Source organism: Nocardia wallacei (genome assembly GCF_014466955.1).
GTDB lineage: Bacteria > Actinomycetota > Actinomycetes > Mycobacteriales > Mycobacteriaceae > Nocardia > Nocardia wallacei.
This window is the reverse complement of the sequence record NZ_AP023396.1, coordinates 4,557,185-4,582,757: the sequence shown is the minus strand read 5'-3', so window position 1 is coordinate 4,582,757 and position 25,573 is coordinate 4,557,185. Positions and strand designations below refer to the sequence as shown.

Annotated in this window: 20 protein-coding genes and 1 pseudogene; 9 read left to right on the top strand and 12 right to left on the bottom strand. The window is 65.5% G+C overall.

Going from position 1 to position 25,573, the window contains the following annotated elements; translation table 11 throughout:
- Positions 1 to 31: 31 nt before the first annotated feature.
- The gene (locus NWFMUON74_RS20005) at positions 32 to 1,441 is read right to left on the bottom strand and encodes an MFS transporter (protein WP_187683380.1); all 1,410 of its coding nucleotides are present in this window, start codon (positions 1,439 to 1,441) and stop codon (positions 32 to 34) included.
- Between the two features lie 78 nt (positions 1,442 to 1,519).
- Between NWFMUON74_RS20005 and NWFMUON74_RS20000 the strand changes: the two genes are divergently transcribed.
- The 4 genes from NWFMUON74_RS20000 (at position 1,520) to NWFMUON74_RS19985 (ending at position 4,745) form a co-directional block, all read left to right on the top strand.
- Positions 1,520 to 2,206: a TetR/AcrR family transcriptional regulator gene (locus tag NWFMUON74_RS20000; RefSeq protein WP_187683379.1), complete on the top strand. Its 687-nt coding sequence runs from the start codon at positions 1,520 to 1,522 to the stop codon at positions 2,204 to 2,206.
- Between the two features lie 54 nt (positions 2,207 to 2,260).
- Complete coding sequence (locus NWFMUON74_RS19995; protein ID WP_197986877.1) at positions 2,261 to 2,770, top strand: MarR family winged helix-turn-helix transcriptional regulator; 510 nt, start codon at positions 2,261 to 2,263, stop codon at positions 2,768 to 2,770.
- Positions 2,771 to 2,829: 59 nt separating this feature from the next.
- Positions 2,830 to 3,978 (top strand): multidrug effflux MFS transporter, encoded by a 1,149-nt coding sequence (locus tag NWFMUON74_RS19990; protein ID WP_232110471.1) that lies wholly within the window; start codon positions 2,830 to 2,832, stop codon positions 3,976 to 3,978.
- 290 nt (positions 3,979 to 4,268) lie between these two features.
- The gene (locus NWFMUON74_RS19985) at positions 4,269 to 4,745 is read left to right on the top strand and encodes a DUF6283 family protein (protein ID WP_232110470.1); all 477 of its coding nucleotides are present in this window, start codon (positions 4,269 to 4,271) and stop codon (positions 4,743 to 4,745) included.
- 20 nt (positions 4,746 to 4,765) lie between these two features.
- Here the strand turns inward: NWFMUON74_RS19985 and istB are convergent, their stop codons facing one another.
- From istB to NWFMUON74_RS36235, 3 genes are read right to left on the bottom strand one after another with little or no spacing between them, the layout of a single operon-like run.
- Positions 4,766 to 5,539, bottom strand: coding sequence for an IS21-like element helper ATPase IstB (gene istB, locus NWFMUON74_RS19980; RefSeq protein ID WP_187683377.1), 774 nt, complete (start codon positions 5,537 to 5,539; stop codon positions 4,766 to 4,768).
- A complete protein-coding gene (locus NWFMUON74_RS36240; protein ID WP_232110469.1) occupies positions 5,536 to 6,375 on the bottom strand; it encodes a Mu transposase domain-containing protein in 840 nt (279 codons plus the stop codon). Before NWFMUON74_RS36240 ends, istB begins: the two co-directional genes overlap by 4 nt.
- Positions 6,362 to 6,793, bottom strand: coding sequence for a hypothetical protein (locus NWFMUON74_RS36235; RefSeq protein WP_232110468.1), 432 nt, complete (start codon positions 6,791 to 6,793; stop codon positions 6,362 to 6,364). Before NWFMUON74_RS36235 ends, NWFMUON74_RS36240 begins: the two co-directional genes overlap by 14 nt.
- Before the next feature lie 1,051 nt (positions 6,794 to 7,844).
- Between NWFMUON74_RS36235 and NWFMUON74_RS36230 the strand changes: the two are divergent.
- Positions 7,845 to 8,096, top strand: a pseudogene (locus tag NWFMUON74_RS36230) (magnesium transporter); the annotation flags it as partial.
- An 81-nt stretch (positions 8,097 to 8,177) separates the two neighbouring features.
- On the opposite strand, the gene NWFMUON74_RS36225 reads toward NWFMUON74_RS36230, so the two are convergent.
- Both NWFMUON74_RS36225 and NWFMUON74_RS19960 read right to left on the bottom strand, forming a co-directional pair.
- Positions 8,178 to 9,299 carry a terpene synthase family protein gene (locus tag NWFMUON74_RS36225; RefSeq protein WP_187683376.1) on the bottom strand — a complete coding sequence of 374 codons (1,122 nt, stop codon included), beginning with the start codon at positions 9,297 to 9,299 and terminating at the stop codon, positions 8,178 to 8,180.
- A gap of 8 nt (positions 9,300 to 9,307) precedes the next feature.
- Positions 9,308 to 10,633, bottom strand: a complete 1,326-nt coding sequence (locus NWFMUON74_RS19960; protein WP_187683375.1) for a cytochrome P450 — start codon at positions 10,631 to 10,633, stop codon at positions 9,308 to 9,310.
- 564 nt (positions 10,634 to 11,197) lie between these two features.
- Between NWFMUON74_RS19960 and NWFMUON74_RS19955 the strand changes: the two genes are divergently transcribed.
- Positions 11,198 to 11,695 (top strand): MFS transporter, encoded by a 498-nt coding sequence (locus NWFMUON74_RS19955; RefSeq protein ID WP_187683374.1) that lies wholly within the window; start codon positions 11,198 to 11,200, stop codon positions 11,693 to 11,695.
- Between the two features lie 140 nt (positions 11,696 to 11,835).
- Here NWFMUON74_RS19955 and NWFMUON74_RS19950 read toward each other — a convergent pair whose 3' ends face one another.
- From NWFMUON74_RS19950 to NWFMUON74_RS19935, 4 genes are all read right to left on the bottom strand, one after another.
- Complete coding sequence (locus tag NWFMUON74_RS19950; RefSeq protein WP_187683373.1) at positions 11,836 to 13,407, bottom strand: prenyltransferase/squalene oxidase repeat-containing protein; 1,572 nt, start codon at positions 13,405 to 13,407, stop codon at positions 11,836 to 11,838.
- On the bottom strand, positions 13,404 to 14,549 hold the full coding sequence (locus tag NWFMUON74_RS19945; protein WP_187683372.1) for a hypothetical protein: 1,146 nt from the start codon (positions 14,547 to 14,549) through the stop codon (positions 13,404 to 13,406). The genes NWFMUON74_RS19950 and NWFMUON74_RS19945 overlap by 4 nt, the downstream gene beginning before the upstream one ends.
- The gene (locus NWFMUON74_RS19940) at positions 14,546 to 15,778 is read right to left on the bottom strand and encodes a cytochrome P450 (RefSeq protein ID WP_187683371.1); all 1,233 of its coding nucleotides are present in this window, start codon (positions 15,776 to 15,778) and stop codon (positions 14,546 to 14,548) included. Before NWFMUON74_RS19940 ends, NWFMUON74_RS19945 begins: the two co-directional genes overlap by 4 nt.
- Positions 15,779 to 16,458: 680 nt before the next feature.
- Complete coding sequence (locus tag NWFMUON74_RS19935) at positions 16,459 to 17,040, bottom strand: dihydrofolate reductase family protein (RefSeq protein WP_232110467.1); 582 nt, start codon at positions 17,038 to 17,040, stop codon at positions 16,459 to 16,461.
- Between the two features lie 836 nt (positions 17,041 to 17,876).
- Here NWFMUON74_RS19935 and NWFMUON74_RS19930 point away from each other — a divergent pair.
- Positions 17,877 to 18,443, top strand: a complete 567-nt coding sequence (locus NWFMUON74_RS19930) for an Rv1733c family protein (RefSeq protein ID WP_232110466.1) — start codon at positions 17,877 to 17,879, stop codon at positions 18,441 to 18,443.
- 95 nt (positions 18,444 to 18,538) lie between these two features.
- On the opposite strand, the gene NWFMUON74_RS19925 is transcribed toward NWFMUON74_RS19930, so the two are convergent.
- Positions 18,539 to 21,262: an HAD-IC family P-type ATPase gene (locus tag NWFMUON74_RS19925; protein ID WP_187683368.1), complete on the bottom strand. Its 2,724-nt coding sequence runs from the start codon at positions 21,260 to 21,262 to the stop codon at positions 18,539 to 18,541.
- Between the two features lie 381 nt (positions 21,263 to 21,643).
- On the opposite strand from NWFMUON74_RS19925, the gene NWFMUON74_RS19920 reads away from it, so the two are divergent.
- A complete protein-coding gene (locus NWFMUON74_RS19920) occupies positions 21,644 to 21,967 on the top strand; it encodes a GNAT family N-acetyltransferase (protein WP_187683367.1) in 324 nt (107 codons plus the stop codon).
- 975 nt (positions 21,968 to 22,942) lie between these two features.
- Entirely contained in the window at positions 22,943 to 23,656 is a 714-nt protein-coding gene (locus NWFMUON74_RS19915) for a hypothetical protein (RefSeq protein WP_187683366.1), read from the top strand.
- A 115-nt stretch (positions 23,657 to 23,771) separates the two neighbouring features.
- Here NWFMUON74_RS19915 and NWFMUON74_RS19910 read toward each other — a convergent pair whose 3' ends face one another.
- Positions 23,772 to 24,860, bottom strand: coding sequence for an IS630 family transposase (locus tag NWFMUON74_RS19910; RefSeq protein ID WP_232110446.1), 1,089 nt, complete (start codon positions 24,858 to 24,860; stop codon positions 23,772 to 23,774).
- Between the last annotated feature and the right edge of the window lie 713 nt (positions 24,861 to 25,573).

The window sequence follows — 25,573 nt, the reverse complement described above, 5'->3', positions numbered from 1 at the left end:
AACGACCCGAAAAGATCTGCGCGGGACGGGGTTAGGCACGGTCGCGGTGGGCGGGTAGCAGCCATGCCAGCGCGGTGACCGCGAGCATGGCCGCGGCCATCGCCACGAACGCGTGTCCGTAGGCGTGGGCGGTCGCCGCGATTCCGGAGTCGGTGGGGGCGGCGAGGGTGACCAGGGCGGCGAGGCCGAGGCCGCCGCCGATCTGTTTGGTCGTGTTCATCAGCCCGGCCGCCGCACCCGCCTCGCCGGGGTCGACGCCGGAGGTGACCGCGGTCGTGACGGGAGTGTTGAGCATTCCGCTACCGACACTGAAAGCCACAGCGGGGCAGAGGATTCCGGAGACATACCCGGTACCGGGGTCGAGGCGGCTCTGCCACCAGAACCCGGCCGCGGCGAGCAGGCTTCCGGCCGCGATCACCAGCCGGGTGTCGAGGTGGCGCATCAGCCACGGTGTGGCCTGGGTGGCGACCAGGATGGTGACCAGGGTGTGGGGCAGGAACGCCAGCCCGGTCTGCAGCGGGGTGTAGCCGAGGACGTTCTGCATGCCCAGGGTGAGGAAGTACCACATCGGGTTCAGGCACGCCCCCGCCAGCAGCAACATCGCGTTCCCCACCCCGACCGATCGAATGCGCAACAGCCGCAACGGAATCAGCGGCACCGGCACGCGCGTCTCCACCACCGCGAACCCGGCCAGCAGGGCCAGCCCGACGCCGATCCCGCCCAGCGTCCACGGCGCCGACCAGCCGGCGGCCGCGGCCTGTGCCACACCGAACGCGAGCACGCCGAGCCCGGCGGTGGCCAGCACTGCACCGGTCACATCGACGCGGCCGCCGTTGTCGCGCAACCGATCACGGGGAAGGACCCGCAATGCCGCCGCCGCGGCGAGCACACCGACCGGAACGTTGATCAGCAGTGTCGACCGCCACGACAGGAACTCCGTCAGCACACCGCCGAGCAGATTGCCTGCCGTACCCCCGGCCAGACCGACCGCGGTCCACGCCGCCAGCGCCCGGGTCCGCCGCGGCCCCGCACCGGCCGAGGTGGTCAGGATCGTCAACGTCGCCGGTGCCAGCACCGCCGCCCCCACCCCTTGCGCGACGCGAGCCACCACCAGGACCCCCGCGGAAGTCGCGAGACCCCCGGCCAGACTCGCCGCGGTGAACACCCCGAGCCCGGCCAGGAACACGCGGCGGCGCCCGAACAGGTCCGCCAACCTGCCGCCGAGCAGTAGCAATCCGGCGAAGGTCAGCGCGTAGGCGTTGACCACCCACTGCAGCCCGGTCGCGGTGAACCCCAGGCCGTCCCGGATCGACGGCAGCGCCACATTCACCACCGACACGTCCAGCACCACCATGAACTGCGCCGCACACACCACCGCAAGCAGCGCACCCAGCCCGGCGGTGCCCGCACGCTCTGCGGTCGCCGGATCCGTGGTCGCCATCGGCTACCTCCCGCCAATAGTGATACAGATGTATCGTATACACTTGTACCAGAATCGTGAGCGGAGAGGCGAGTTGAGGTGCCGAGGACTGCCGACCACACTGCGCGCCGCGCGCAGATCGCCGATGCGCTGATCCGCGTCGCCGCCCGCGACGGTCTGCACGCGGTATCGATGCGATCGGTCGCCACCGCGGCCGGAGTGTCACTTCGTTTGGTGCAGTACTACTTCGAGACCAAGAACGGCCTGCTGATCGGCGCACTGCAGCACCTCGAACAGCAGTCCCGGCAGCGGTGGGCCGATCGCCTGCGCGGGCTGCCCGATCCCCCGCCCCCGCGAGCATTCGTGGAAACGTTCCTCGCCGAAGCCCTACCTACCGACGAGCCCAGCCGTGTGTTCCACCTCGTCGGTACCTCCTACGCGATGCTCGCCCGCACCGACCCCGAACTCGCCGCGCAGCCGTTCGCCGCCGGCATCGACCGCCTCGAACACCAACTCGCCGACGCGCTCACTCGCGCCCGCGACCACGACACCCTCGCTCCCGGTATCAACCCGCACTTCGAGGCGACACGGCTGGTGATGATGGTCAACGGCCTCGGCACCAGCGTCCTGGCCGGCCACCGCACCACCGACTACGCCCTCGCCGTGCTCCACGACCACCTCGACCACATCTTCCGGCAACCGGCTACCGGGCCTGCGCGAGACCATGCTGCGGACCGGAAGCCGCGACCCACCACGGCTCAAATTGCTAAGCATAAGCGTGTCTAAGTTTTCCAATCGAGGGGGTTGACTCACGGAAATAGTAAGACTTAACTTGTAAATGTGAATGTCGAGGACCAGCGGGCCGCCGAGGATCTGCGGTTGGCCGAGTCGGTGCGGTGGGCGGTATCGCGACTGTCATCGCGGCTGCGGGCGGAGCAGCCCGGCAGCGGGAGACCGTTGACCCGGCTGGCCGCGTCGGTACTGGCGAACCTTACGCACAGGGGCCCCCTCACGGCGTCGAAACTGGCCGCGATCGAGGGACTGCAGGTGCAATCGCTGACCCGCGTCCTCAACGAGCTCGACGACCTCGGCCGAATCCGCCGCTCCCGCAACGACTCCGACGCCAGGCGGCAGGACATCGCCATCACCGAAGCGGGACACGAGGCCCTGCGCGAACACGTGCGTGACGGCAACGCCTGGCTGGCCGCCGCGTTGCGGCACACCCTCAGCGACGCCGAACGCGGCGTTCTCGCCATCGCCGCCGGACTGCTGCGCGACCTCGCCGACACCGACATCCCCACCGGCACCCGGTCCCCGTCCCGGGACGACGGCGCAGCACCGGCACTATGACCGGGGCACAGACCTCGAGGTCGAAACAAGCTGCGGGACAATGTATTCGACTGCTACTGGTGCTTGCCGGGCTCAGCGGCGCGGCGCCGCTGGCCACCGATATGTACGTGCCCGGCCTGCCGGACCTGGCCACCTCGCTGGGCACCGACGCCTCCGGTGCGCAGCTGTCGCTGACAGGCTTTCTGGCGGGAATCATCGTCGGCCAACTGATCCTCGGACCACTCTCCGACGCGGTCGGACGACGCCCCGTCCTGCTGACGGGAACCGCCGGATTCACCGCCCTGTCCGCAGCCTGCGCGCTGGCACCGACCATCGCGGTCCTCGACGTGGCACGGTTCGGGCAGGGTGTCAGCGGCGCGGCCGGGATCGTCGTCGCCCGCGCCGTCGTCGCCGACCTGTTCGACGACCACGACATCGCCGCGATGTACTCCCGCCTCGGTGCCATCACCGCCGCCGCACCGGTCCTCGCGCCCATGGCCGGCGGCACCCTGCTGCTCGTCCTGCCGTGGCGCGGTGTCTTCGCGGTACTCGCCACCTTCGGGCTGCTTCTCGTCCTCGGCGTCTGGCGGTGGATTCCCGAATCGCACCCACCGCAGGCCCGGCTCTCCGGCGGCGTCACCGGCGGGCTGCGCGCGATCGCCACCCTGGCCACCCGCCGTGCCGTCGTGGCCCCCGTGCTGGCGTTATCATTCGGCGGCGCAGCGGTTTTCGCCTATATCGCCGGTACGACCTTCATATTCCAGGACATCTACCGCCTCACCCCCGCCGCGGCGAGCCTCGTCTACGGCGTCAACGCCATCGGCAACATGCTCGGCAGCCTCGCCTACGGGCGCCTGGCCCGACACCGGCCACCGGAAACACTGCTCGTCGCCAGCACCGCAGTCGCAGCGACCGGAGCGGCTCTGCTGTTCCTCGTCTCCATCACCGTCGGCAGCCCTTTGGCCGTCACCTGGGGATGTCTTCTGTTGTCACTCACCGCATTCGGTGTCTTCTTCCCCGCCGTGGTCACCATCGCCCAGCAACGCGGCCGCACCGCTCCCGGCGCCACCTCCGCCCTCCTCGGCGGCGGACAATTCCTCCTCGGCGCCGCCGCCTCCCCGATCGTCGGACTGTTCGGAACCCACACCCCCACACCCATGGCCGCCGTGATGACCCTCGTCCTCACCCTGGCCACTCTCGCCGCCCTCGCCACCACACGCCGCCCGTAGGCGACAATTCGACAACTGGTGATATGTCTACCTACCAGCAATGGTCCCGTAGGCAAGACTTCGGCAGGGTGAACGCCCGACAAGGCGTGCCGAGGGGGGATTTGCGGAACCGTTCGTCCTGCAGTGCTCCGTACTGTCAACGGTCATCGTGAATGCCGGGTAGGCGGTCGGTTCGGCTCCGGTGTGGCGGACACGATTTCGCCGGATCGGTGGTCATGAGATCTCCGGGTGGATGGTCATCGGTGGGTTGGGGTTGAGCTCGGTGCCAGGCCGGGTGCATTGTGGTGATTGTGTCCGAGACTCCCGATGTTGATGTCGCTGCTGCTGATGCTGCGGGTTCTGTCGATGAGATCGGTCCACCGGCGCCGCGGCCGTGTAGTTCTTGCCCGTATCGGCGCGATGTTCCCAGTGGGGTCTGGCATGTTGAGGAGTACGAGAAGCTTCGCTCCTACGACCTCGACATGGCTTTCCAGCCGCCTCGGTTGTTCCAATGCCACCAGACCGATGCCGACAGCGACGTCCGGCGGTTGTGTGCCGGGTGGGTCGGCTGCCACGGCTCCGAGCTGCTGGGGTTGCGTGTGGCCCTGATCCGGGGCCGCCTGAGCGAGGCCACCTTCCAGGCTGCGGTCGAGTATCGGTCGCCGGTGCCGTTGTTCGGATCCGGCGCCGAGGCAGCAGATCACGGGCAAGCCGAAATCCACTGTCCGGGAGGTGATGCCGTGCAGGCCATCGCGAAGATCAGCCGCCGTCGGACCGATCTCACGTGACCATCTCGCCGGTGTTTCGGTCAGGTCAAGGGCGTCACCCCTTCGCCTGCGAGCGCCTCGGCGAGCCGGTGAGAGTCGCCTTTGGTTTGGACCAGATGAGCGTGGTGCAATAGGCGATCCACGGCCGCAGTGGCCAGAGTTTTGGGCATGATGGTGTCGGATCCGGACGGATGAATGTTGCTGGTCACTGCGATGGAACGCCGTTCGTATGCGGCGTCTATCACGCGGTAGAACGCTTCGGCGGCGTCCTGGCCGATGGGCAGCATGCCGATGTCGTCGCAGACGATCAGGTCGCAGGAGCAGATGCGGGCGACCGCGCGGGCGATCGATCCGTCGACTTTGGCCTTGCCGATCGTGACGGCGAGGGATTCCAGGGTGAACCACGAGACCCGCAGATCCTTCTCGATCGCCGAGTGAGCGAGGGCTTCGACGAAGTGGCTCTTGCCCGTGCCGGAGGCTCCGGCGACCACCAGATTCTCGTGGCGCCCAACCCATTCCAGTGTCGAGAGCGCGTTCTGGGTGGGTTCGGGGATAGTGGATTCCTCGGGCAGCCACGACGAAAACGTCTTGCCGGTGGGGAAATTCGCGCGTTTGCGGCGCTGCCGGCGGGTCGCGGAATTGCGGCTGGTGACCTCCTCGGCCAGCAGCACCCGCACCACCTCGGTGGGATCCCAGCGCTGCGCTCGAGCGGTCGCGAGGACATCGGGTGCGGCCTTGCGCAGATACGGCAACCGCATCCGGCGGCAGATGACATCCAGCTCGTCGGGCAGCGCCGGCGCTTTCGGGTGACTCATGCGCCGAACCTCCCCCAACCAGCGGTTGCCGGTTGCACCGAGTGCGCTTCGTCGGCGCGCACTAGATCGTCGACGGCCGGGAAATTCGCCAAATGGTCGAGGATCGCGGCGACGTCACCGTCGTCGAACCGGCCGGCGACCGCGGCGACACCGAGGGCTTCCTCGACCGCGTCCGGTCCGGTCATCGCCGCCAGTTCCAGCGCGCGGGTCATCTTCGCCCGGATCCGCGACACCCCAGAGGCGGGCGCTTCGGTGAGCCACCGTCGAGCGCCTTCCCCGAAGTCGAGGAACGCGATCTCGGTGGCAGTGCGCGGCCGCAGCTTCCGCACCCGCGGCAGATCTCCGCCTTGGTGGTGCGGATAGTGCTCGTCGAGGATGCGCGGATTTCCAGGCGTCGACAGTTGATGGCGGGCGATCTCGGCCAGCCCCAACGGGGTTCGGCTCGTGATCACCAGCTCCTCCCCGGCGACCCGGCACCACACCTTGCGGCCCTGCTGCCCATCCGGGGTCGAATACCGCACCGACCCCCACTGGATCGTCTGGTCGTCACCGACCAGGCGTTCCTCACCCAGCGCGATCGCATGCGGAGCGTCGGGGAGCACATGCAGATGCTCCCGCTCGACGCTCAACCGGGCGATCGGCGCGACACCGGTCTCGCGATACGGGCGGGCGTTGACCCGCTCGCACCACCCCCAGCACGCATCCGCCAGCTCGACGAACGAGGAGTACTCCGGCAGCAGATTCGCCGTCGTCGGCACCAGATCGGCCTTCGCGATCTTCACCGTGTGCTCCGCGCCGCCCTTGGATTCCGGGTCGAACGGCTCACACGTTTCCACCTTGCAGCCGTAATGGCGTCCCGCCGCGACGATTCCGTCGATGCCGCACCGGCAACCCTGCGACCCGATCCACCGTCACCGTTCTCGGGTTGTCGGTCAGCAAATACGTTGGCGCGCCACCGATCCGGCGCAACGTCACATCCACGCCCAGCACCAGCGACCCCAGGGTCTGGTCCCACGACGGGATCACCAGCCGATACCGCGACCACGACAGCCATGCGCAGAACAGCTGCGTCCGCCGCCCGGCGACCTTCGGGCCTTCGCCCCAGTCGAACTGCAGCCACATGCCAGGCTCGGGCAGCCACGGACGATATTCGCGGCGGTGGCCAGCTTTCCACGCTGTCTTCGCGGCGGCGACCGCGCGCCGCGTCGACCGGTCGGTGCCGGTGAATCCCACCGCCCGCAGCCGCTGATGCACCGTCGGCGCGGACCTTGCCCTGGGACTTGTCCACCCATTCTTCGATCTTGTCCACGAACGTGTCGATCGACCGCGGCCGCGGTCGTTTCACCAGCGGGTCGCGCCCCTGATCGCGGATCGTCACACAGCGGGCCACTGTCTTCTCATCCACACCGGCCAGCTGCGCGGCCGAGTGCGCGCAGCGTGTCAGCTCGAACGCTTCCAGAATCTCCATGATCTCCCTGTCAGACTTGGTCACCGGGATCCCTTCGACGCAGTTGGTCGCGCAGATCAACACACGCGAGCCAACTCGCTCGAAGGGATCCCGTTTCGCATTTGCTCGGGCGTGTCCCGGAGACCCAGATGTCCGTCCACCCGGAGAAATCATGTCCACCGAACCGGAGCCACTTGTCCGCCCAGCCGGATTATTGCCTGTCCGCTAGCACGTACGTCACCTCACCTGCCGCATGAACGCCGTCCTCACCACCGTGGTCCTGCCGATCGGCTTCCGTTCGAAAGCCGTTGTGTCGCAGGCACTCAAGCGCTCCCGCTCACCTCAGCGGCCACCGGCCGGCATGGACCGAGAATGTGCCTCCCGACCGACCGCCACCTCGCTCGCGGCGGTAATCGTGACCGGTGCCCAGTGGTGGTGGGGTTCACGGCGACCCACGCGCTGACGAATCGACCGACGAAGCCCTGCCGGACCGCGGCACGCTCGATAACGAGGCCCGGCCTGCCTTCTGGTGACGGTTCAGTGCAGCCGGCCGGTGCGCTGCTGTCGTGTGCTGGCAGGGACGGGCGCCCGTTGACCGGCGGGAGGATCGTCGGTGGCCATACCATCCGGGCGATGTCCTTTCACCGCCGTCTCGAGCGATTCTCCATCGCATCTATCGCACGGATTCCGTGTCGCCTCGATTCAATGTCCCTACGGCGCGGGCGATTGTCGATTGCGCGGTCTACGTTCAGGTCGGCGGTTGCCCGGCAGGTACACCCACGAGTCCGCGCTGGCCCGAGGTGAGGGCTCGCGGTGAGGGTTCGTGTGGGTGGGTTGCATGATCCTGACCCCGAGAAGATGGCCGACATCGCAGCGACTTTCGCGCTGCATCCGCTGGCGGAGGACGCGGTCACGGGCTGGCAGCGTCCCAAACTCGACCGGTACGACGACACCCTGGTACTGGAGATGCGGACTGTCACGTACGTCGAACACCAATTGCACACGGTCAGCTATATCGTGGTAACGGAAGAGATGCTCGTGTTCGCCGCGCTGCGCTTTCTGGTCGCGGTCCGCCATGGTGAGTATTCCGGACTGGCGGGGCTGCGCCGTGAGCTGGAGGCGGATCCGCTCGGGCTTGGCGCGGTGCTGCACGGGATCACCGACAAAGTTACGTTGTTCCCGGTCGCTGGTTCAGTCGCGAGGTTGCTCGGCGGGGCGTGGGCGTACCGGGGGGCTGAACTCGTCCCACCACCAGTTGATGGTAGGGAGGGCAATGGGTGCCGGATCGGTGCTGGCGGGATGGCAGGCCCATCGAACATCCACGGGTGTTGCTGCACCTCCGGCAAGTTCGTCACCATGCTCGGCGGTCCGGTACCGGATGACCCGTTGTCCCCACTCGGCGTTGCCTCGGATTCCGTGCCCGAGGTCGTCGAGGTAGGAGGCAAGGGGCGGGTCGGCGGATGACATGATCTCCTCTCGGAGTTGCAGGAACCGCACCAAGACACGGTCGCGCAGGGCGATGGCTTCGCGGCTGGCCTCGGCAAGCGAATATCCGTATTGGTTGGCGAGCACGTTGAAGATGTTCTGGTCGGTCTGGCCACGCATTGCCTCTTTGCGTAGGGAATGTCGGTCGTTATCCAGTGCCGCGACAAGGATCGCCATTTCGGTGAGTGCGCTGACCACTGGAGAGTCCAGTTCAACAGCGGGTATCTCGCGTCCGTTGACGATCTCCAGCAGGGCGAAGGTGGGCTCGCCGCCTGCGGAGTGCAGGCGCATGCTGATGTAGTCATTGAGATTGGGCATGTGATTACGGGCCGCATTGCCGATCTGCCACTGTACGCCGGTCAGCCAGGCGCGGTGGTTCTGGATGAAGCGTCGCATCTGGACGGGTGTGGCGCAGGTACGGAGACGGTTTCCGAGATCGTGGATCGCCATCTCGTACGGGTCGTCGAAGTGCGCCGGGCCGGGTATTTCCAGAGCCCGCTGGATACCGGCGGCCATGGCGGCGAAAGCGGCCGGGTCGGCGTTGTAGGGTTCTTCGTCGCATCGGGCGTCGTCGAAGGCGAATCCCCAGTACACCCAGGCGGCGGCGAGCCAGAGCCGGTCCGGATCCGCCGCAGGTGCGAATCTTGCGAAGAACTCGGCACCGCGAGTGCCGCGCACTGCGGCGAACTCCTGTGCCGTTGTACAGATACCGGAGGCGTCTATCCAGGTCAAGGCCCTCCGCTCGGCTTCCTCTGCGTGAGGGTGGATAACCGATTCCAGCGGACAGTAGAAACGAGGAAGCTCGACTTCCGAAACATTCGTCGCCACTGCACTTCCTAGGTGGTGATGCGGGAGCGGGCGCGCAGCCGCAGCCCGTGGGGGATCAGTGTGGCTGCGGGAGGAGGACGTACCGGGCGGTCGTCGACCGATTCCAGACGCCAGCGGGCCGTGATGGTGCTCAGCGCTACCACGGCCTCCATGTGGGCGAACTGTTCACCGATGCATTTACGGGCGCCCCAGCCAAAGGGAAGAAAGGCGTGGCGCGGTGGTTGTGACTGCCCGGCACGGCCCCATCGATCCGGGTCGAACCGAAGGGGGCGGTCGTACAGTCGGTCATCGCGGTGAACGAGATAGGGACTGCATACCAGCGTTGTGCCGGCCGAAATGAGATTTCCGTCGAGATTAACGTCCTCGCTGACTATTCGGGTGAAAATCCAGGCGGGAGAGCACAGCCGCAGTGTCTCGGTGATGACTCTGCTCGTCAGCTCGAGCCGGGGTATGTCCGCCCAACCAGCGGGTGCGCCAGCCAGGACGTTGTCCACCTCCGCATGCAGACGCTGCTCCACGCCGGGATGCCGGGCGATCATGTGTAAGGCCCAGGCCAACGTGTTGGCAGTGGTCTCCGACCCCGCACCGAAAAACGCGATGATCTGATCGCGTATCTCGAAATCGATCATGTCCGATCTCCCCGGGGCACAGGCTGTCAGCAGCGCTGACAGCAGGTCATCATGGTCGACATCGGCGCACCGGCGTTCCGCGACGATATCGTCGACCATCCTCTCGAGGCGGGCTCCGGCGCGGTTGTAGCGCCAGTTCGCCGGCGTGGGTACCTGGTTGAGCCACGGCGGCAGCATCGCGCGCCGGAGGATCCCGCCCGTCACGACGGTGAGATCATCGATTGCACGGTGCAGAGCATGGGGCGCCAGCGAACCAGAGAACATCGTCTCCATCGCGATCCGCATGGCGAGTCGCCCCGTTTCGGCCGGTATATCAAGGATCTGGCCATCCCTCCACCCACCTACGACCGCGGCAGTCTCGTTTGCCATCGTCTTTGCGTAACCGGGGAGGCGCGCGGAGTGAAAGGCCGGCTGGACCAGCCGACGCTGCCGCCTGTGACGGCTGTGTGGGCAGGTGACGAGGTTCATCCCGAACACCTCTCGAGCACGGTCGAAAAGCACGCCCCCTTTGTCGAAGACGCGGTCGTCCTGCAACACCTGCCGGGTCAGGTCGGGGTCGCAGATTACGACCGCTGTCATCGGTCCGAGCCCGATCCGTACCAGAGCACCCTGCGGGGGTAGGGACTCGAGAAACGCCAGCGGATCTCGAAACAGCTGCAGCGCGTGCCCCAGGAGCGGTAGTCCCTTGGGGGCATCCGCGATCATCGTTCCTGCGCCCATAACCCGCACGCGCGGTAACGGCCGCCCGGCAGGGCGGCCCAACCATGCATCACTTCTACCTATGCAGTTTCGGACATGTGCAGGTGGCCGGTCTTTGATACCGGACGCGGCGGCATCAAAGACCGGCCCCGGATGACTTTGTTCAAAACGAATCGTTTCACAGTATCTCACAGAAGAGAAGCTTGTACTTGCGACCCAGCTTATAACAAAAACGGCAACTGGTCGGAATTTTCTGTCTGCCGAGCAACGGGTACAATTCCCACAGCCGCGTGGTGGCGGCGCTCAGTGCGATGTTCGGTGTCGGCGTCGCACTGCGCATGGTGCTCGCGGGACCGCTGACGGACGCGCTTCGCTCGGTACCTCGTCGCTGTTCTGGCTGATCCTGGCGATCGCGGTGCTCTCGCTCGTCGGCACCTCGCACAACCTCGTGACTACCCGAGCCGTTCCGCGGCCGAGACTCTCGACCTGTGCGGCGCGACCTTGCTGTCCGGAGCGCTCCTCGCACCACTGCTGTCCATCAGTCAAGGCTGAAGTTGGGGATGGACATCTGTGCCCACCCTCGGATTGCTCGGTGCCGCAACGGTATTGAGCATCTGTTTCGTTTTGGCAGAACTACGAGCCGCAGCCCCGCTGATCGATCTGCGACTGGTCGGCAGCCGGGCGCTTGCCGCCACTAATTGCGCCACCGCTGTGATCAGCGTGGGCATGTTCGCCGCTGTGACGTTGATCCCGCAGTTCGTCCAGACCCCACAACGGGTCGGTTACGCGTTCGGCGCCACCGCCAGCGAGACCGGACTGTTCATAGAGCCGGTGGCGACGTGCATGCTGATATCTGCACCCCTGACAGCGTGGATATCCGCGCGAACCTCCAGCCGCACGACGTTTCTCGTCGGAACCATCCTTGCCGGTGCGGCGCTAGCCGGGCTCGGGCTCTTCCACCAGCAGCTCTGGCACATCTACCTGGCCGGCGCTGTCCTCGGCGGCGCGTACGGATTCGCGTTCGCTTCGCTCGGCAACCTGGTAGTCGGCGCCGTACGCCGGCCCTGATGGTGCGATACTCTTCTCCTGGATCGGCGAGGGCGCGGACAAACCGTACTGGTTTGAAGCGGGTCCGGGTCGCTGAGCGGTCATCCCTCGTTCGACAAGCGATAGCGAGAGGATGGTGGCCAGATTTCGTGGTGCTGGTGTCAGTGGGTTGCCGCTGGATCATTGCTCCAGCGTGCCGCCGAGTGGAGGGTGGCGTGGATCGTTGCGTTGACGATTCGGTGTGGGGTGAACAGTTCTTTGCCGTGCCACAGTGGCGGGTGTGAGTCGCCGAAACCCTGCAGGTCGTGCAGACGGTCGCGCAGATACCGAGTGCCGGTGCGGATCGCCCGGTCGCGGGCTGGGAGATCCTTTGCAGCCCAGATCAGGGTCTGGATGGCGTAGGCGGTTTCCTCCATGGTTCCCGCCCACACGCCCCAGGAGCCATCCGGACGTTGAGTGTCCAGTACCCAGCGCACGGTTCGGGCGATCACGTGTCCGGCCGCGTCTTCGGCGTGGCGGGCCAACGCGGGCGCGCAGCGCGACGCCGAATAGTATGGCGATGCGTGCCATTTGTCGGTCCAGGAACCTGAGGCGTCGTGGCTGTCGATCAGGAACGCGACAGACTTGTCGGCGATGCGCCGCATCACCGGGGAATCGCTCAGATGGCCGAGAGCGTCGAGAACGTGCGCGTTTACGGTGGGGGAGGGGTGTCGCTCGCCGGCATAGTAGGTGAAACAAGCCGAGTCGGATTCGTACCGGCTCAGTATCTGGGGGTCGGTGTCGAATCCGCAGCGTCGCAACACGGTCACGGTGCTGGCGGTGATATCACAATCGGGCGGGAAGCCCGGAGCCATTCCCAGACCACCGTTGCGCGACAAGCCGTGGCCTAACGCGGCGACCGCGGTTCGTAGCGCGCGAGGTAGTGCGATTCCGGCTGCGGTCAGTTGTGCGGCTATCCATACTCTTTCGAAGTTCACGATCGGGGACAGGTTCGGCAGCCCACCGCCGTGCCGCAGCGCCAGATCGTGCAGATAGCGTTGTGCCTCGGGTAATTTCAGAGTTGTTCCGGCCAGCACTGCCGCTGTCGCGGCGGGAGAACAAGCCACTGGACCGTCGTCGCTGTGTCTGTTGATGCTCGCCGCTATCGTCGGCCCGAGGACTTCCATCGTGTGCCCGATGTGCGGCGGCAGCGGAGCTCCCGCACGCGCGGCGGTGCGGAGTCGGTGTAACCCGGAGGTCCATGTCGCGCACGCCGCGACCGCGCGTGCCAGCCCGGCAGATATGCCCGCCGTCGTGTCGGCGCCGGGCGTGGAAAACAGCTCAGCGAGCAGTGCCAATTGCGCTGGCACGATGGTCTCGATCGCTACGGTATCGGGCAGCGACGATGGTTCTTCCAGGCAGCGACTGCCGATCAGGAACTGGACGCCGTCGATCGCGGCCCGCCGCACCGCGGGGCTGGGCCGTCGTCGGGCGATTGTCAGCAATGCCGTCGTCGCCGCGAGAGTCGGCACTACCCGGTATGGGACAGGAGCCGCGGACGTCCCCCAGCTACCATCGGGACGTTGGGCGGCCAGCGTGAACTCGATACCGCCTGGCGGGCGAATGTCCGCGGCCAAGAGTGCTGCTTGTGCGGTGTCGTAGATCGCGGGTGTGATCGATCCGTTCGGATCGGCCAAACTGTCCCCCAGGATCCGCAGCGCGGTGTCGGCATTGCCATTGTCGGCCAGAGTCATGAGACCAGACCTTCCGGGGCGTCCGCGTCGCGATCGGTGCCGAGGTCGAAGTCGCCATGTTCGTACGCGGCGAGGTAGAAACCTGACACAACGAGCATGAAATAGCTCTGCTGCACCGGCGGGGATGTGAGTGGCCGCGTGTGGTCCAGGGTGTGGAGAAAGGCGGTGATTTCTCGGTCGAGAAGTTCGCGCTGCACCTGCAGGGCATGCTGGAATGCCGGGCTGTCGCGGGTGTAGCGCACGTTGACGGGATAACCCAGCGAGGCCAGCGTGATGGTCATGGAACTGGGCTTGCCCTCCTCCTGTTCGCGAATGAATGTCCCATTGTCGTTGGCGATTCGTGCTGCCCGGCCGCACGCGGTAGCGGCCGGTAGCCACGCCGTGAATGAGCCGGCCTCGTCGATGCCGGGGATCACCGCGAACGACGGTGCCAGCAGCGTTCGAATGTAGTTCCAACTCAAGGCCAGGTAACTGTCCAGGTCCGGCATAGTGCCCGTGCGGGCGAACGCGAGTGCGAACTCGAGTTCTCCGCGCTGCGCGCCCAACGCGTTCGCCAGCTCTGTGACCAGTAGTAGTCGCCCGGAATCGGTTGTCTCGGAAGGTAATCCGCGCAAGAGATCGTCCAAGCACAGGACCAGCCGTCGAAGCTGCCGCCGGTCGTCGGCGATGGCCCGGATGCCGGTCGGCGGACGCACATCGAGTAGCCTGCTGATCTGTGCCGTCGAGCCGTCGTAATGCTCCCGCAGTGGCGCAGCGATTTCCCACAACACCGCGTGCAGGTATGCCTCTTGCTGTTCCTGTGACCAGCCCGAGGCCAACAGCCGGGATAACAGGATGTCGTCGAAGAAGACATCGACGGCCGAGAGCCACATGATGTACCGGGAGAGCACTGCGGCGTGCACCTGGTGGCGCGGATCCAGCGTGCGGCACGCGGCATGGTAAGAACTCGCGTCGAGATACGCGTGGAACGACAATGTCGGAGCGGGCCACAGCGTTTCGAGCTCGTAACGGGCGCTCCAGGCACCGGTATCCGCGAGGACCCGGGTGTAAAGGTCGAAGCGGGCGTGCTGGGTCGGCGAAGCGTAGTCGTCGGCACTGGGAAACTCGGTGGCGATAAGGCGCGCCCAATCGACGGCGATCATCGCTGACTCGTTCTGGCGAGTTCGATGCCGCCGGGCGCTGCGACGACCGGCCCGGGTTGCTGTGGCGCCGTTCGGTCGTGGCGGTTGATACGTACTTCGACAGTCGGGTCGGTGAGGATTGCTGCCAGGACGCTCTTGATTTCCAGAGTGGCCAGGGCGGCACCGAGACATCGGCGAGCGCCGAGCCCATACGGCAGGAATTCGGTGGCAGAGAATTTCCGCCGCAGAAACCTGTCGGGATCGAATCGTTCAGGATTCGGGTAGAGGTCCGCTCTGCGGTGCACACCGTGGATACCGGGCACGACCTCCACACCGCTGAGGAATTCGTGTCCCTGTGAAACGAAGTTGCCGACGCATCGTCGTGTGATGCCGGTCGGGACCACGGACGCGACACGTAAGACCTCGTTGTGGAACGCGTCCAGGTAGCGGAGGGATTCGATATCGGCCGCGCTGCCAGTCAATTCGTCGGTCAGCGCCCGTCGCACTGCGGGGGTCCTGTAGGCCTGGTGTACCGCATGCACGATCACGTTGGGTGTGGATTCCCGACCGGCGACCAGCAGAGTGACCAGCTGGTCACGCACGACGCGATGGCACGATTCGCTGCCCGCTATATCCTTCGCGTTCAATAACCGGCCGAGTGCGCAGTCCTCGCCGTCGACGGAATGTGCTGCGTGACCGATCTCCGCGGCCACCGCGGCGTCCAGCCTGCGGCGGGCGACACCGAATCGATGCGGGTCTGTCGACTTCACGTGCAGGGCGCCGAAGGCGTCGTCGAACGCTGCCGACAGTTCCGCGGCCCGGTCGTCGGGTAGCGCGCCGAAGCAATAGAGGAGCAGCACTCGCGTGGTGATCGCCGATGCGATCGCCGACAGGGCCAGCGCGGTCCCCGGCGCGACGCGCCGGATTTCTTCGCCCGCAATGGCGCTGATGTCGTCGCGGTGCCGACGCAGCGCGGCACCGCGCAGGCTCGGGGCGAGGGTTCTACGCACGTTTTTGTGCCGCAGGCCATTCAACGACCCGAGCGACTGTTCGCCCACCAAGGGCGCGAGCAGTCGCGACCCACACGCCCGCAGCTCGCCGTCATGTTCGAGAAACACTTCCCGCAGGCACAGCGGGCTGCTGACGTGCACCCGCGGCGGTTTTCCGGGACGGTGCACGGTGAAGACGTGACCGTCATGGGCGATGGCCTGCTCGATGGCGCGGAGCGGATCGGTATCCCACAACGACATTACCCGTACATCTCATTTCCGCTACCTGCATATTCCGTGCCTCATGTACAGGGCAGGAGCACTCGGAAACTATCACTGTCCACGCATGGCCCATATCGGCGAAATCGCCAGTGATACGTGCGGGCGTTGGCACCGCCACCGCACCGATGCGGAAAGGTATTGTCGCGGTCGGCGCCCACCACCGCGCCGCCGCCAGACTGGCGATTCCACCGGTTTGCGTACCCTGGGCGAGAATTATGCTGAGCCCTTTCCGGTGGAAGGGAAATGCTGTGAAAATACCGAAGCGAGCTGCCGTAACCCTGCTGGCGAGTGGCGAGACGCTCGTAGTCTCGCTCGCCGCACTTGTCATCCTGTGCCCGACCGCCTCCGCCGAAAACTGGAAATGGTTCGAGTGTGGCGGGCGCAGCTATCAGTGGTGCCAGCAATCCAAAACCACGCTGGCACGCGAGGGAAACAGGACGCAGGCCATCAATTGGCCGGACCAGGGGTGCACTGCACCACCGGAGTCGTACGCCTGTCGTAAGGGATTCTGGTACTACGGATAGCGCGCTCCGTGATCGTGTCCGGCGAACAGGCGTTTGATAAGCACGTCTAGGGCGCTGTGTAGATCAAGACGCGTTTGGATCGTGCGGATCCTGCGACGTTGCGTTGGCTGTCTTCTTGCGCCGCCAGGAGCGAGGCTATTTGCGGACAACGTAGCGCAGATGCAGGACGCCAGGATCTTCTAGGATGCGCACGAGATCCAGTTCGGTGTGCTCGGGTGGAAGCCCATCGAAAAGCCGCCGACCTTGGCCGAGCAGGACAGGCCGTAGTTGGATGTCGATCAAGTCCAGTACACCGGCTTTCAGTGCCTGCTGGCCGGTGTAGGCGCCATGCATCATTACGTCCCGATCCCCGGCGGCCTGCTTGGCCTGTTCCACACATGAAACGATGCCATCGGTGATAAATCGCACCCGGTCGTAGGGGTTCTGCTCCGGCGGCTGGTGCGTCGGCACGAAGATCGGCACACCCTTGTGGTGATCCCCGCCCCAGTATCCAGCGAATTCGCTTGTCCGCCTCCCTGCAATCACTGCGCCGGTGGCCATGGCCTCGTCGAACACGCGCTGGCTGTGCGGGTGCTTGGGCCTGAATGCCTCGGGCCCTTCTGCGCCGGGCGTTGCGCCGCCGTCGAGCCAGTCCATAAGCCGCATCCCATTGGTGCCCGCAGGGTTATCGGCGTTGTCATCCGGCCCGGTAATGAACCCGTCTAGCGACATGGCCATGGTCAAGAATATTTGAGACATTATTTCTGTCCGCTCCGTTTGTTGAGGCTTCGATATTGTTCCTAGTGGCTGTGTGAAGCACGCTATCTCAGAACTCTGTGTCGGGTTGCTAAATGCGAGCAGCCGCTCGTAAGAATTTCCACCGCACCGGATCGACCTCCACGATTACACGCTCGTCGACATCACTGAGCAACTGCGAGCCACCAAAGAGACTCCGACCCGGCAGGTCTCGGCCAGCCACGCGTCGCGCAGTATCGACCCGGCACGCAGCTCGAGTTCGGATGACGACTCTGGATGGGGAGCGCTTCGGCGGCTTGGTCGAGGCCGTGCACCATGTCCAGGCGCGGCACGTAGGTTCCGGCCATTCCGAACTCTGGTGCCTCGTCAGTGAATCCGAGTGGACTCGCCCCGCGGCGATCGCGATCCCGCGTCTGCCGGACCAGGGCTATGAGCCGTCGGCGCGGCGCTGGGGGAGCACAGGGACTCATGGTTGCCTTCAACGGCGGTGCTTAGCACAGGACGCGCGCAGACTGGCGACATCAGCCCGCGTGGAGGTTTCGATCGCGACCGGGATCGCGTCGTCTTCATCTTGCCGTCGTCAACCAGCCCCTGCGTCAGCGCGGCGAAACCGTGTGCGGGTCGACACCGAGACTGCCACGAGCCGGGCCGCGGCGGTGACCGACGCCGCGCTACGGCGATGCGACGTGAGATCGCGGTCGTCGGCGGTATCGTGAACGGCACAGTAGGCACACTGTCATCGCCGTGCCTCACCGGAGTGGCCGGCAGCCGCGGCGACGAACGCCGGAGAGACTTCGCGCTCGAGAGAGGTGATCGAGGTGTCCGGGTATCCCTCGATCGTTGTGCGTTGCTGGCGGACCGCGCCGTGGAGCCCGAATCCGCTGATGCGGCCCTCGGATCGCGTTTTGGCTGTCGTCCGCGTGCTCGCGGTGGTGGCGTGCCTGGTGGCGGTGCCGATCGCGGGCGCGGCCGGCACGATCACCTACACCGATTCCGCCGAGCGTATCCGTGTCGATGCTGCGGCGAAGACCCCTGTCGCCGCTACCGTGACCGCTGATCCGGCCCCCGCCGAAGGCGGCGGCCTGCGTGCTCGCCTCCGCTGGGACCACGACGGCCGCACCGGGTCCAGCACTGCCCCGGTGCCGGACACCGCGACTCGCGGCGACCTCGTGACGGTCTGGATCGGGCCCGACCACTCACCGACGACACCACCGGCCTCGTCGCGCTCTGCCGCGCTCACCGGCATCGGCACCGGAATCGCCGTCCTGATCGGCACTGTCGTGACTAGCGGGCTGGTCTGTGGAGTGCTATCACGGGTGTTGCGGTGGCAACACACCCGGCTTCTGGACGCCGAATGGCACCAGTATGCCCACGGTCACCGGTAACCGGTCCCGGCGCGCCGATGCCCCGCACCAACTCGTGGTCGCGGACCTGTTCAACGGTCATGACATCGCCCTGGATATCGGCCCCTTCGGCGCGGTCATGGGGGCTGTTGTCGCAGGCGTTTGTCGATGGCGACGATGACGCTGACTGCTCCGGCGATGGCAAGGATTCGCAGCCAGGCTTGACCGTTGATCGGTGCGGTGTCGAACACTGTGTTCATCGCGGGTAGGTAGGTGATGGTGAGCTGGGCGATGGCCTGCAGAGTGACCCCGGCGGTGATCCATTTGTTGGAGAACAGGCCGATCCGCCACGCGGATCCGGTTAGTGAGCGGCAGCTGAACAGGTAAAAGGCCTCGACCACGACGAACAGGTTCAGTGCTGCGGTGCGTGCTTCGGCCAGACCAGCGCCGTGCGCGAGTTCCCATTCGAACAGCGACCAAGCCCCGACGACCAGCAGCGCTGACACCAGCAGGGTCCGCGTCAGCAGCGCGCGCGTCAGCAGCGGCTGGGCCGGGCTGCGGGGCGGGCGGGTCATGATCCCGGGTTCTTTCGGCTCGAAGGCGAGCATAAGTCCGAGGGCGACGGCGGTGGTCATGTTGATCCACAGGATCTGGGTGGGCAGGATCGGCAGGGCGGCGCCGACGGCAATCGCGGCGAGGATCACCAAACCCTCCCCGATGTTCGTCGGCAGGGTCCAGGTGATGAACTTGACCAGGTTGTCGAACACCCCGCGGCCCTCTTCGACGGCGGCTTCGATGGTGGCGAAGTCGTCGTCGGTGAGCACCATGTCAGCGGCGTCCTTGGCGACCTCGGTGCCACCTTCGCCCATCGCCACACCGATGTCGGCCTGCCGCAGCGCGGGAGCGTCGTTGACACCGTCGCCGGTCATCGCGACGACATGACCACGTGCCTGTAAAGCCTCGACCAGCCGTAGCTTCTGCTCCGGGGAAACCCGTGCGAACACGCTGGCGCGATCGACCGCTTCGGGAAGCTGCTCCGCCGGCAGCGTCGCCAGGTCTGTGCCGGTGAGCACTGTCGCGGCGTCTTGGTCGCGGCGATCGAGCAGACCGATGTGGGCGGCGATGGCGGTGGCGGTGGCGGCGTGGTCGCCGGTGATCATCTTCACCGCGATACCCGCGGTGTGGCATGCCGTCACCGCCGTTGATGCGGCCGGGCGGGGTGGGTCGAGCATCGCCTGTAAGCCGGTCAGAATCGATCCGTGGGCGAGGGTGTCCTCGCCGAATTCCGCGGGCCCGGACATGGGGCACATGGCCGTGGCCAGGACCCGTAATCCGCGACCGGCCAGACTGTCGGCCACACGCAGGATTTCCTCGCGGTCCAGTGGCGCGGTGATCCCGCCAGGACCCATCTGCGCGATGCACAGATCCAATACCCGCTCGACAGCTCCCTTGATCAGAGCGACATGACTCGCCGCCTGCGAGGAGGTGTTGTCGCGATGCAGGGTCGCCATATAGGCGCGATGGGAATCGAACGGGATCGTCGCCAGCCGGGGAACGAGCGCTGCGACGCGGTCGCGGTCGAGACTCGCTTTGGCGGCTGCCACCAGCATTGCGCCTTCGGTCGGGTCACCGACGATATTCCACCGTCCGGCCTCGTGTGTGCGGGCGGCATCATTGCAGCCGGCGCCGGCCAGCAGCGACCACCGTAATGCCGGAATGGACTCCGGTGCTGCCGGTGCGCCACCGGCGGCACGCAGGGTTCCGTCCGGGGTGTAACCGGAACCGGTGACCTCCACCTGGCCTTCCGGTGTCCAGATGACGCGCACGGTCATCTGATTCTCGGTGAGGGTGCCGGTCTTGTCCGAGCAGATCACCGTGGTGCTACCCAAGGTTTCCACCGCGGGCAGTTGCCTGATCACCGCCCGCCGCCGCGCCATGCGCGACACCCCGATCGCCAGGGTGATGGTGACCGCGGCCGGCAGCCCTTCCGGGATGGCGCCGACCGCCAGCGCGATCGCCGCGGTGAATGTCTCCCCCGCGCTCTGGCCGCGGAGCAGCCCGATCCCGAACGTGACGGCCGCCAGGGCGAGGATCGCGACGGTCAGCAACTTGCTGAACCCCGCCAGCTTTCGCGTCAGTGGTGTCGCCAAACTCTCCGCGGCTCCCACGAGCCGGTGAATCGCGCCGATTTCGGTTCCCGCGCCGGTGGCGACCGCGATCCCGGCACCGCTTCCCGTGGTCACCAGCGTGCCCGAGTACAGCATGTTGCGGCGATCGGCTACTGGGATTGCCTCCGGCAGCACGACCTCGTCCTTGACGACCGGCACGGATTCGCCCGTCAGCGCCGACTCGTCGACGCGAAGCTCGGTCGCCCGAATCAACCGCAGGTCGGCGGGAATCTTGGCGCCCGCGTCGAGAAGAACGAGGTCACCGGGGACCAGGTCACTCGACGGCACGATCTGTTCGTGGCCGTCGCGCACGACGACGGCGTCGGTGCGCACCATCGACCGCAATCCCTCGAGCGCGGCCTCGGCCTTGGACTCCTGGACGAAACCGACGATCGCGTTGACCACCACCACCGCGAAGATCACCACCGCATCGACGTACTCACCCAATCCCGCTGTCACCGCACCGGCGACCAGCAGCACATAGATCAGCGGATGACGGAACTGACCCACCATCCGCACCAGCCGGCTCGCACCTTCGACAGCGGGCAACGCGTTCGGCCCGAACCGTTCCAACCGGGCACCGGCCTCCTGGCCGGTCAGACCCCGGTGCTGGTCGGTCTCCAGCACCAAAACCACTTCATGGACCGACAATCCATGGTGCGCGTTGCCCGTCCGGGACACCGACGTCGTCATCACATCACCTCGCTGCGCATCAGGACCAGAGATCTCTGCGGGTTTCGCGTCCGCCACACCATCCGCGGCCACAAATGCCCAATCCATTCCGGGACCGCGGTACCCACTCACGCTGAGCACGGTCGCTCCGCAGGTCGCCGCGCTGTTCCCAGAGTCCATGCTTCGATTACCGCCGGGTAGAGCCGGACGGCCCTCACCGCAGGGCCATCGGTTCCACGGCAGGGCACCAGGCGAGTACGTCCGATGTCGTGCTCGGGGACAGTCGGCGAGCGGCGATTCTGCATGCCGGTCTCGGGGCCGGGACCATGACGGAGGTGAATGAACAGGCTCGGTACGAAAATCGCTTTGAGCCACGGCAGGTGCATGGGAGACCATCACAGGGTGAAGAATGGATGGCCCGATCGCCTTGTCCTGCGTCCGTTATCCAAAAGCGACGCCCATCAGGTCGTTAGCTGGAAGTACGGTGGCCCGTGGCAGATTTACAACCTGACCGCTACCGAGGAGCTGCCGAGTGCGGACGACGGGTACATGGCCGTCGCAGATGCCGACACAGATCGTATCGTCGGGTTCTTCTGTACCGGACCAGAGGCGCGGGTGCCCGGTCTCGAGGCGGTCTTTCAGAGTCTTGTGGCCGACGAGGTGCCTCTAGATGTCGTGGATCTGACTACAGGTCAGGGGCTGCGCGCCTCCGGGCAACTGTTTTAGTTCATCGCCGTGGCTTTGCCACTGGCTCCCGCATCTTCACTCCACGTCGCAGCAACGCTAACCGCACCGTGCCCGCATATGCCCTCAGCTTCGCTCCAACCTGCTTGAGCGTCAGTCGCTCCTCCACGTACAGCTCGACCGCCCGGTCGACTTGCTCATCGTTTAGTCCTTGGTGCCGCATCGTCACGCCCATCCGGTGCAGATGCTCGCTCACCGTCTGTCGCCGGATCGAGTACTTTCGGCCAACTCGTACACCGACATCCCGCGTACGTAATCCCCGTGCCAGCTCCGCCTTCTCCAGATCCGACAGCCGCCTCGCTCGCTTCCTTGGCGCCACTGATGGCCGAATTACGCTAGCCGCTGGCTCGGCCCGCGCTTCCTTCAATAGGGCCGAAAGCGCCTGACCGCCCCCGTTGAGATTGAGTGATGCCTCAGGAAGCGCACTCGAATTGCCAGGTCAAACCCAGTCGGGTGTTGATCATCTCGCTCTCGAAGACATGCCGAGGATTCGGGATCTGGTCATCCGTCGACCGGCCCTGTCAAGTCTTCCTCCACCAGCCTTGGTCACCCCTCTGAATCGGCGGTGCGCAGTCTGCCGGGGTGTTGCCGCCGCCTTGCCGACGCGGCGGGGCTATATCACAACAACGCAAGACGCAATCTCGAGGTCTCGTCGTGCAGATCCTCGGAGGTCCGTTACCGATTCGCGCGTCGGCGCGAAGGTCTTCGAATCAACGTGGGCCCGCACGGTCGGACATACCGACCATTACCGGTCATTTCACGGATTCGGCATCCCCGCCGGGGAGCTAGACTATCCGAGTCGCTGGTGGGGCGTCCTATTCAATCCGCCTGCGCGTTGCCCAGCTCAGCCGGCGAATCTTGGGAATATTCGATGATCAGGATTTTACACCTCGGAGCCGCTCACACCGCAGATGAACAGCGTGATTCTGAATTCGCTTCAGAAAGCAGAGTGGGTTGATGGAAACGGTGTACAACGGCAGTGTGCCGTGCCCGCAGGGCGCATCGAGCAGATTGCAGCACGCCGTCCACAATGCCACCCGAACCATCAACCGATCACTGGATATCCTAGGTAGGCCGGCTGCAGCGACGTCGCCGAGTAGTCAAGGCGCTGAAGCCGCAGTTCAGGTTATCGATCGCGCAAATAGATCCTTGTCAGTTGATTCGCATAACTCTGCGTCCGCTGAATTTTTTATGCGATCGCGGCAGATCGGGTCGGACGACGTAACAGTGTCGGCGACGGTTGGTGATATCGCCGGCTCGAACTCGAGTGCAATTTCTGAAATTAATTCGGCCGCTATCGAACTATCCAACGAGTTGACTTCGATGCGGCCAGTTGGCGTGGCTTCATCCTCCGGTTCTCGACCTACCCTGACCTCGGCGCAGGAAACCTATCTTCTCGGGCGGATTTCTTCGGCGATCGGCGATGTACAAGCCTGCATACAGAGCGCTCAGGAGCGATCGATCGATACAGCGCAATCAGTGCTCAGCCTCCAGCGGACGGGTCCCATCACGTACGATTACTCCGACGACGTCGGCGGCGAGATCGGATCCGGACTAGGTTTGGAATCCCGTGCCGGAACTCGATCGAACGGGCCGTCAGATATGCCTCCATCCGAGGACGAAAAAGAACAAGGGACCATAGGCAGACAATTTCAAACGCGAGGCATATAGCGGGTTGCGGCTCCAACTCCGGCACGGCGAGGATTACGTGGGTATCTGCCCGGTCGGTCCAGCGAAGAGAAGGTGCCGTTCCGAAACCATCACGTGATTCAGTGCTAGTGCCCCGTCAGGCAACCTTCGGTAGGTAATCGGGGTGCCGGATCTTCGATCCGACGGCGAAGTCGCGGATCGGTTCGGCGTGCTGGTTGCGCCAGCGGATGTAGGTGCCGATCGCGTCGTCCTGTTCGCCGTGGCTGCGGTGGTCGGTGCCGTTGAGAGCGAAGTACCGCAGCGCGGAGAACTCGCACTCGATGCGGTTCAACCAGGACGAATAGGTCGGCACGAACACCAGTTCCACATCGTTGGCAGCGCACCATTGCCGAACCTCGCGACGCTTGTGCACCGAATAGTTGTCCGCGATCAGATACAACCTCTGGCCCGGCCATCGGCGGCGCAGGGATTTGAGAAAGGTCAGGAACTCGGTCCAGCGTTTCCGGTCGCGGATTCGGTAGAACAGCTGTCCTGTGCTCAGGTCCAGTGCGCCGAACATGTGCCGCACACCCTGGGTGCGGTGATAGGTCGCCCGCAGCCGCCTCGGCGTTCGCCGGTCGAACCAGCCGCGACCGGGCCGGGGTTGCAGATTCAGCGGCCCGAACTCGTCGATGCAGGCCACGCGCCCGTCGGCGGGAGGATTGTCGTACAGGTCCAGGACCCGGTTCATCTTCTCGACGAAATCCGGGTCATTGCTGGCCTTCCAGGTCTTGGTGGCCTGCCACGACACCCCACCGGCTTTGAGGATCTGGCGCAGCGTTTCCCGGCTGATGTCGGCGATATCGTTGTGCCGCAACACCTCTACCAGTTTCGACAGACTCCACACTGAGAACGGCCAGCCCAGATCACGCGGGCAGCACCGGGCAATGGAACAGATCCGATCACGTGTCGCCTGATCGGTCTTCGCCGGCCTGCCCGCGCTCCATTTTGGGTCGAGCGCGTCGAAACCCTTCTCGTTGAAGTCGTGGATCACTTGCCGCACATACGATTCCGACACCTGCATCAGCTTCGCGATCATCGGCACCGGCTGATGCTGCGCCGAGGCCATCACCACGATCGCCCGCCGCATCCGCACCGGCTGCTTACTGCGGCGGGCGACCTGGGCGAGCTTGCGACCCTCCTGAGGGGTCACCGCTCTGACGAACACATCCGGCTTCCGCGCCACCGGGCACCACCTCCACCGGCAGCATCGTGCTGCCGGTGGGCACGATCAACTCGACACCCCGGCAGTTACTGCACGAACCTTCCCGGACGCGGCACTAGCTGTATGAGGCCGTGACGTTGGTGACGCCGGGGGTGGGGTGAGCTGAAGGCGCGGTGCTTTCGGCGGCAGGATGTGAAGTGCCAACCACACGTCCGTCCGCGAGTGAAAGAACCGCCGTGTCTCACCGTAATGCCCCGTTGACTATCGAGGGCCGTCACCGGCTCGTGCAACGGGGTCTGTCCAGATAACGGTGTAACTCGGGTTGGGGCCAGGTCTGCCCGATCGCTTCGGCAAACCTTTCAGCCCGTCGCAGACGCCCTCACCACCGTCCCCGGCCCAGAGCCCCAGGATCTCGCGACCGCCCTCGACCGTGACCGCCAGCAGCGCGATCACGATGATTGCGTCGACAGCGAGGTGGCTGCGCCGGTAGAGCGTTGCGAGGACAGCGACGAATTTGCGGAGGAATGCGGCGGGCAGGAAGTAGGCGGCGGTGACCGAGCCGATGACTTGGGCGTCGATCCCGAGCCGGCGAGTGGGTGCCCCCCAGTGGAGAAGCGAATGTCGGATATGTGGCTCGGTCCGGGGTGCGGGATCTTCCGTGCGTGGACCGCATCTTAGCTATGCGCGACAGTGACTTCCGTACAGCTGCTATTCCGGCAATTGTGGGAGGTATC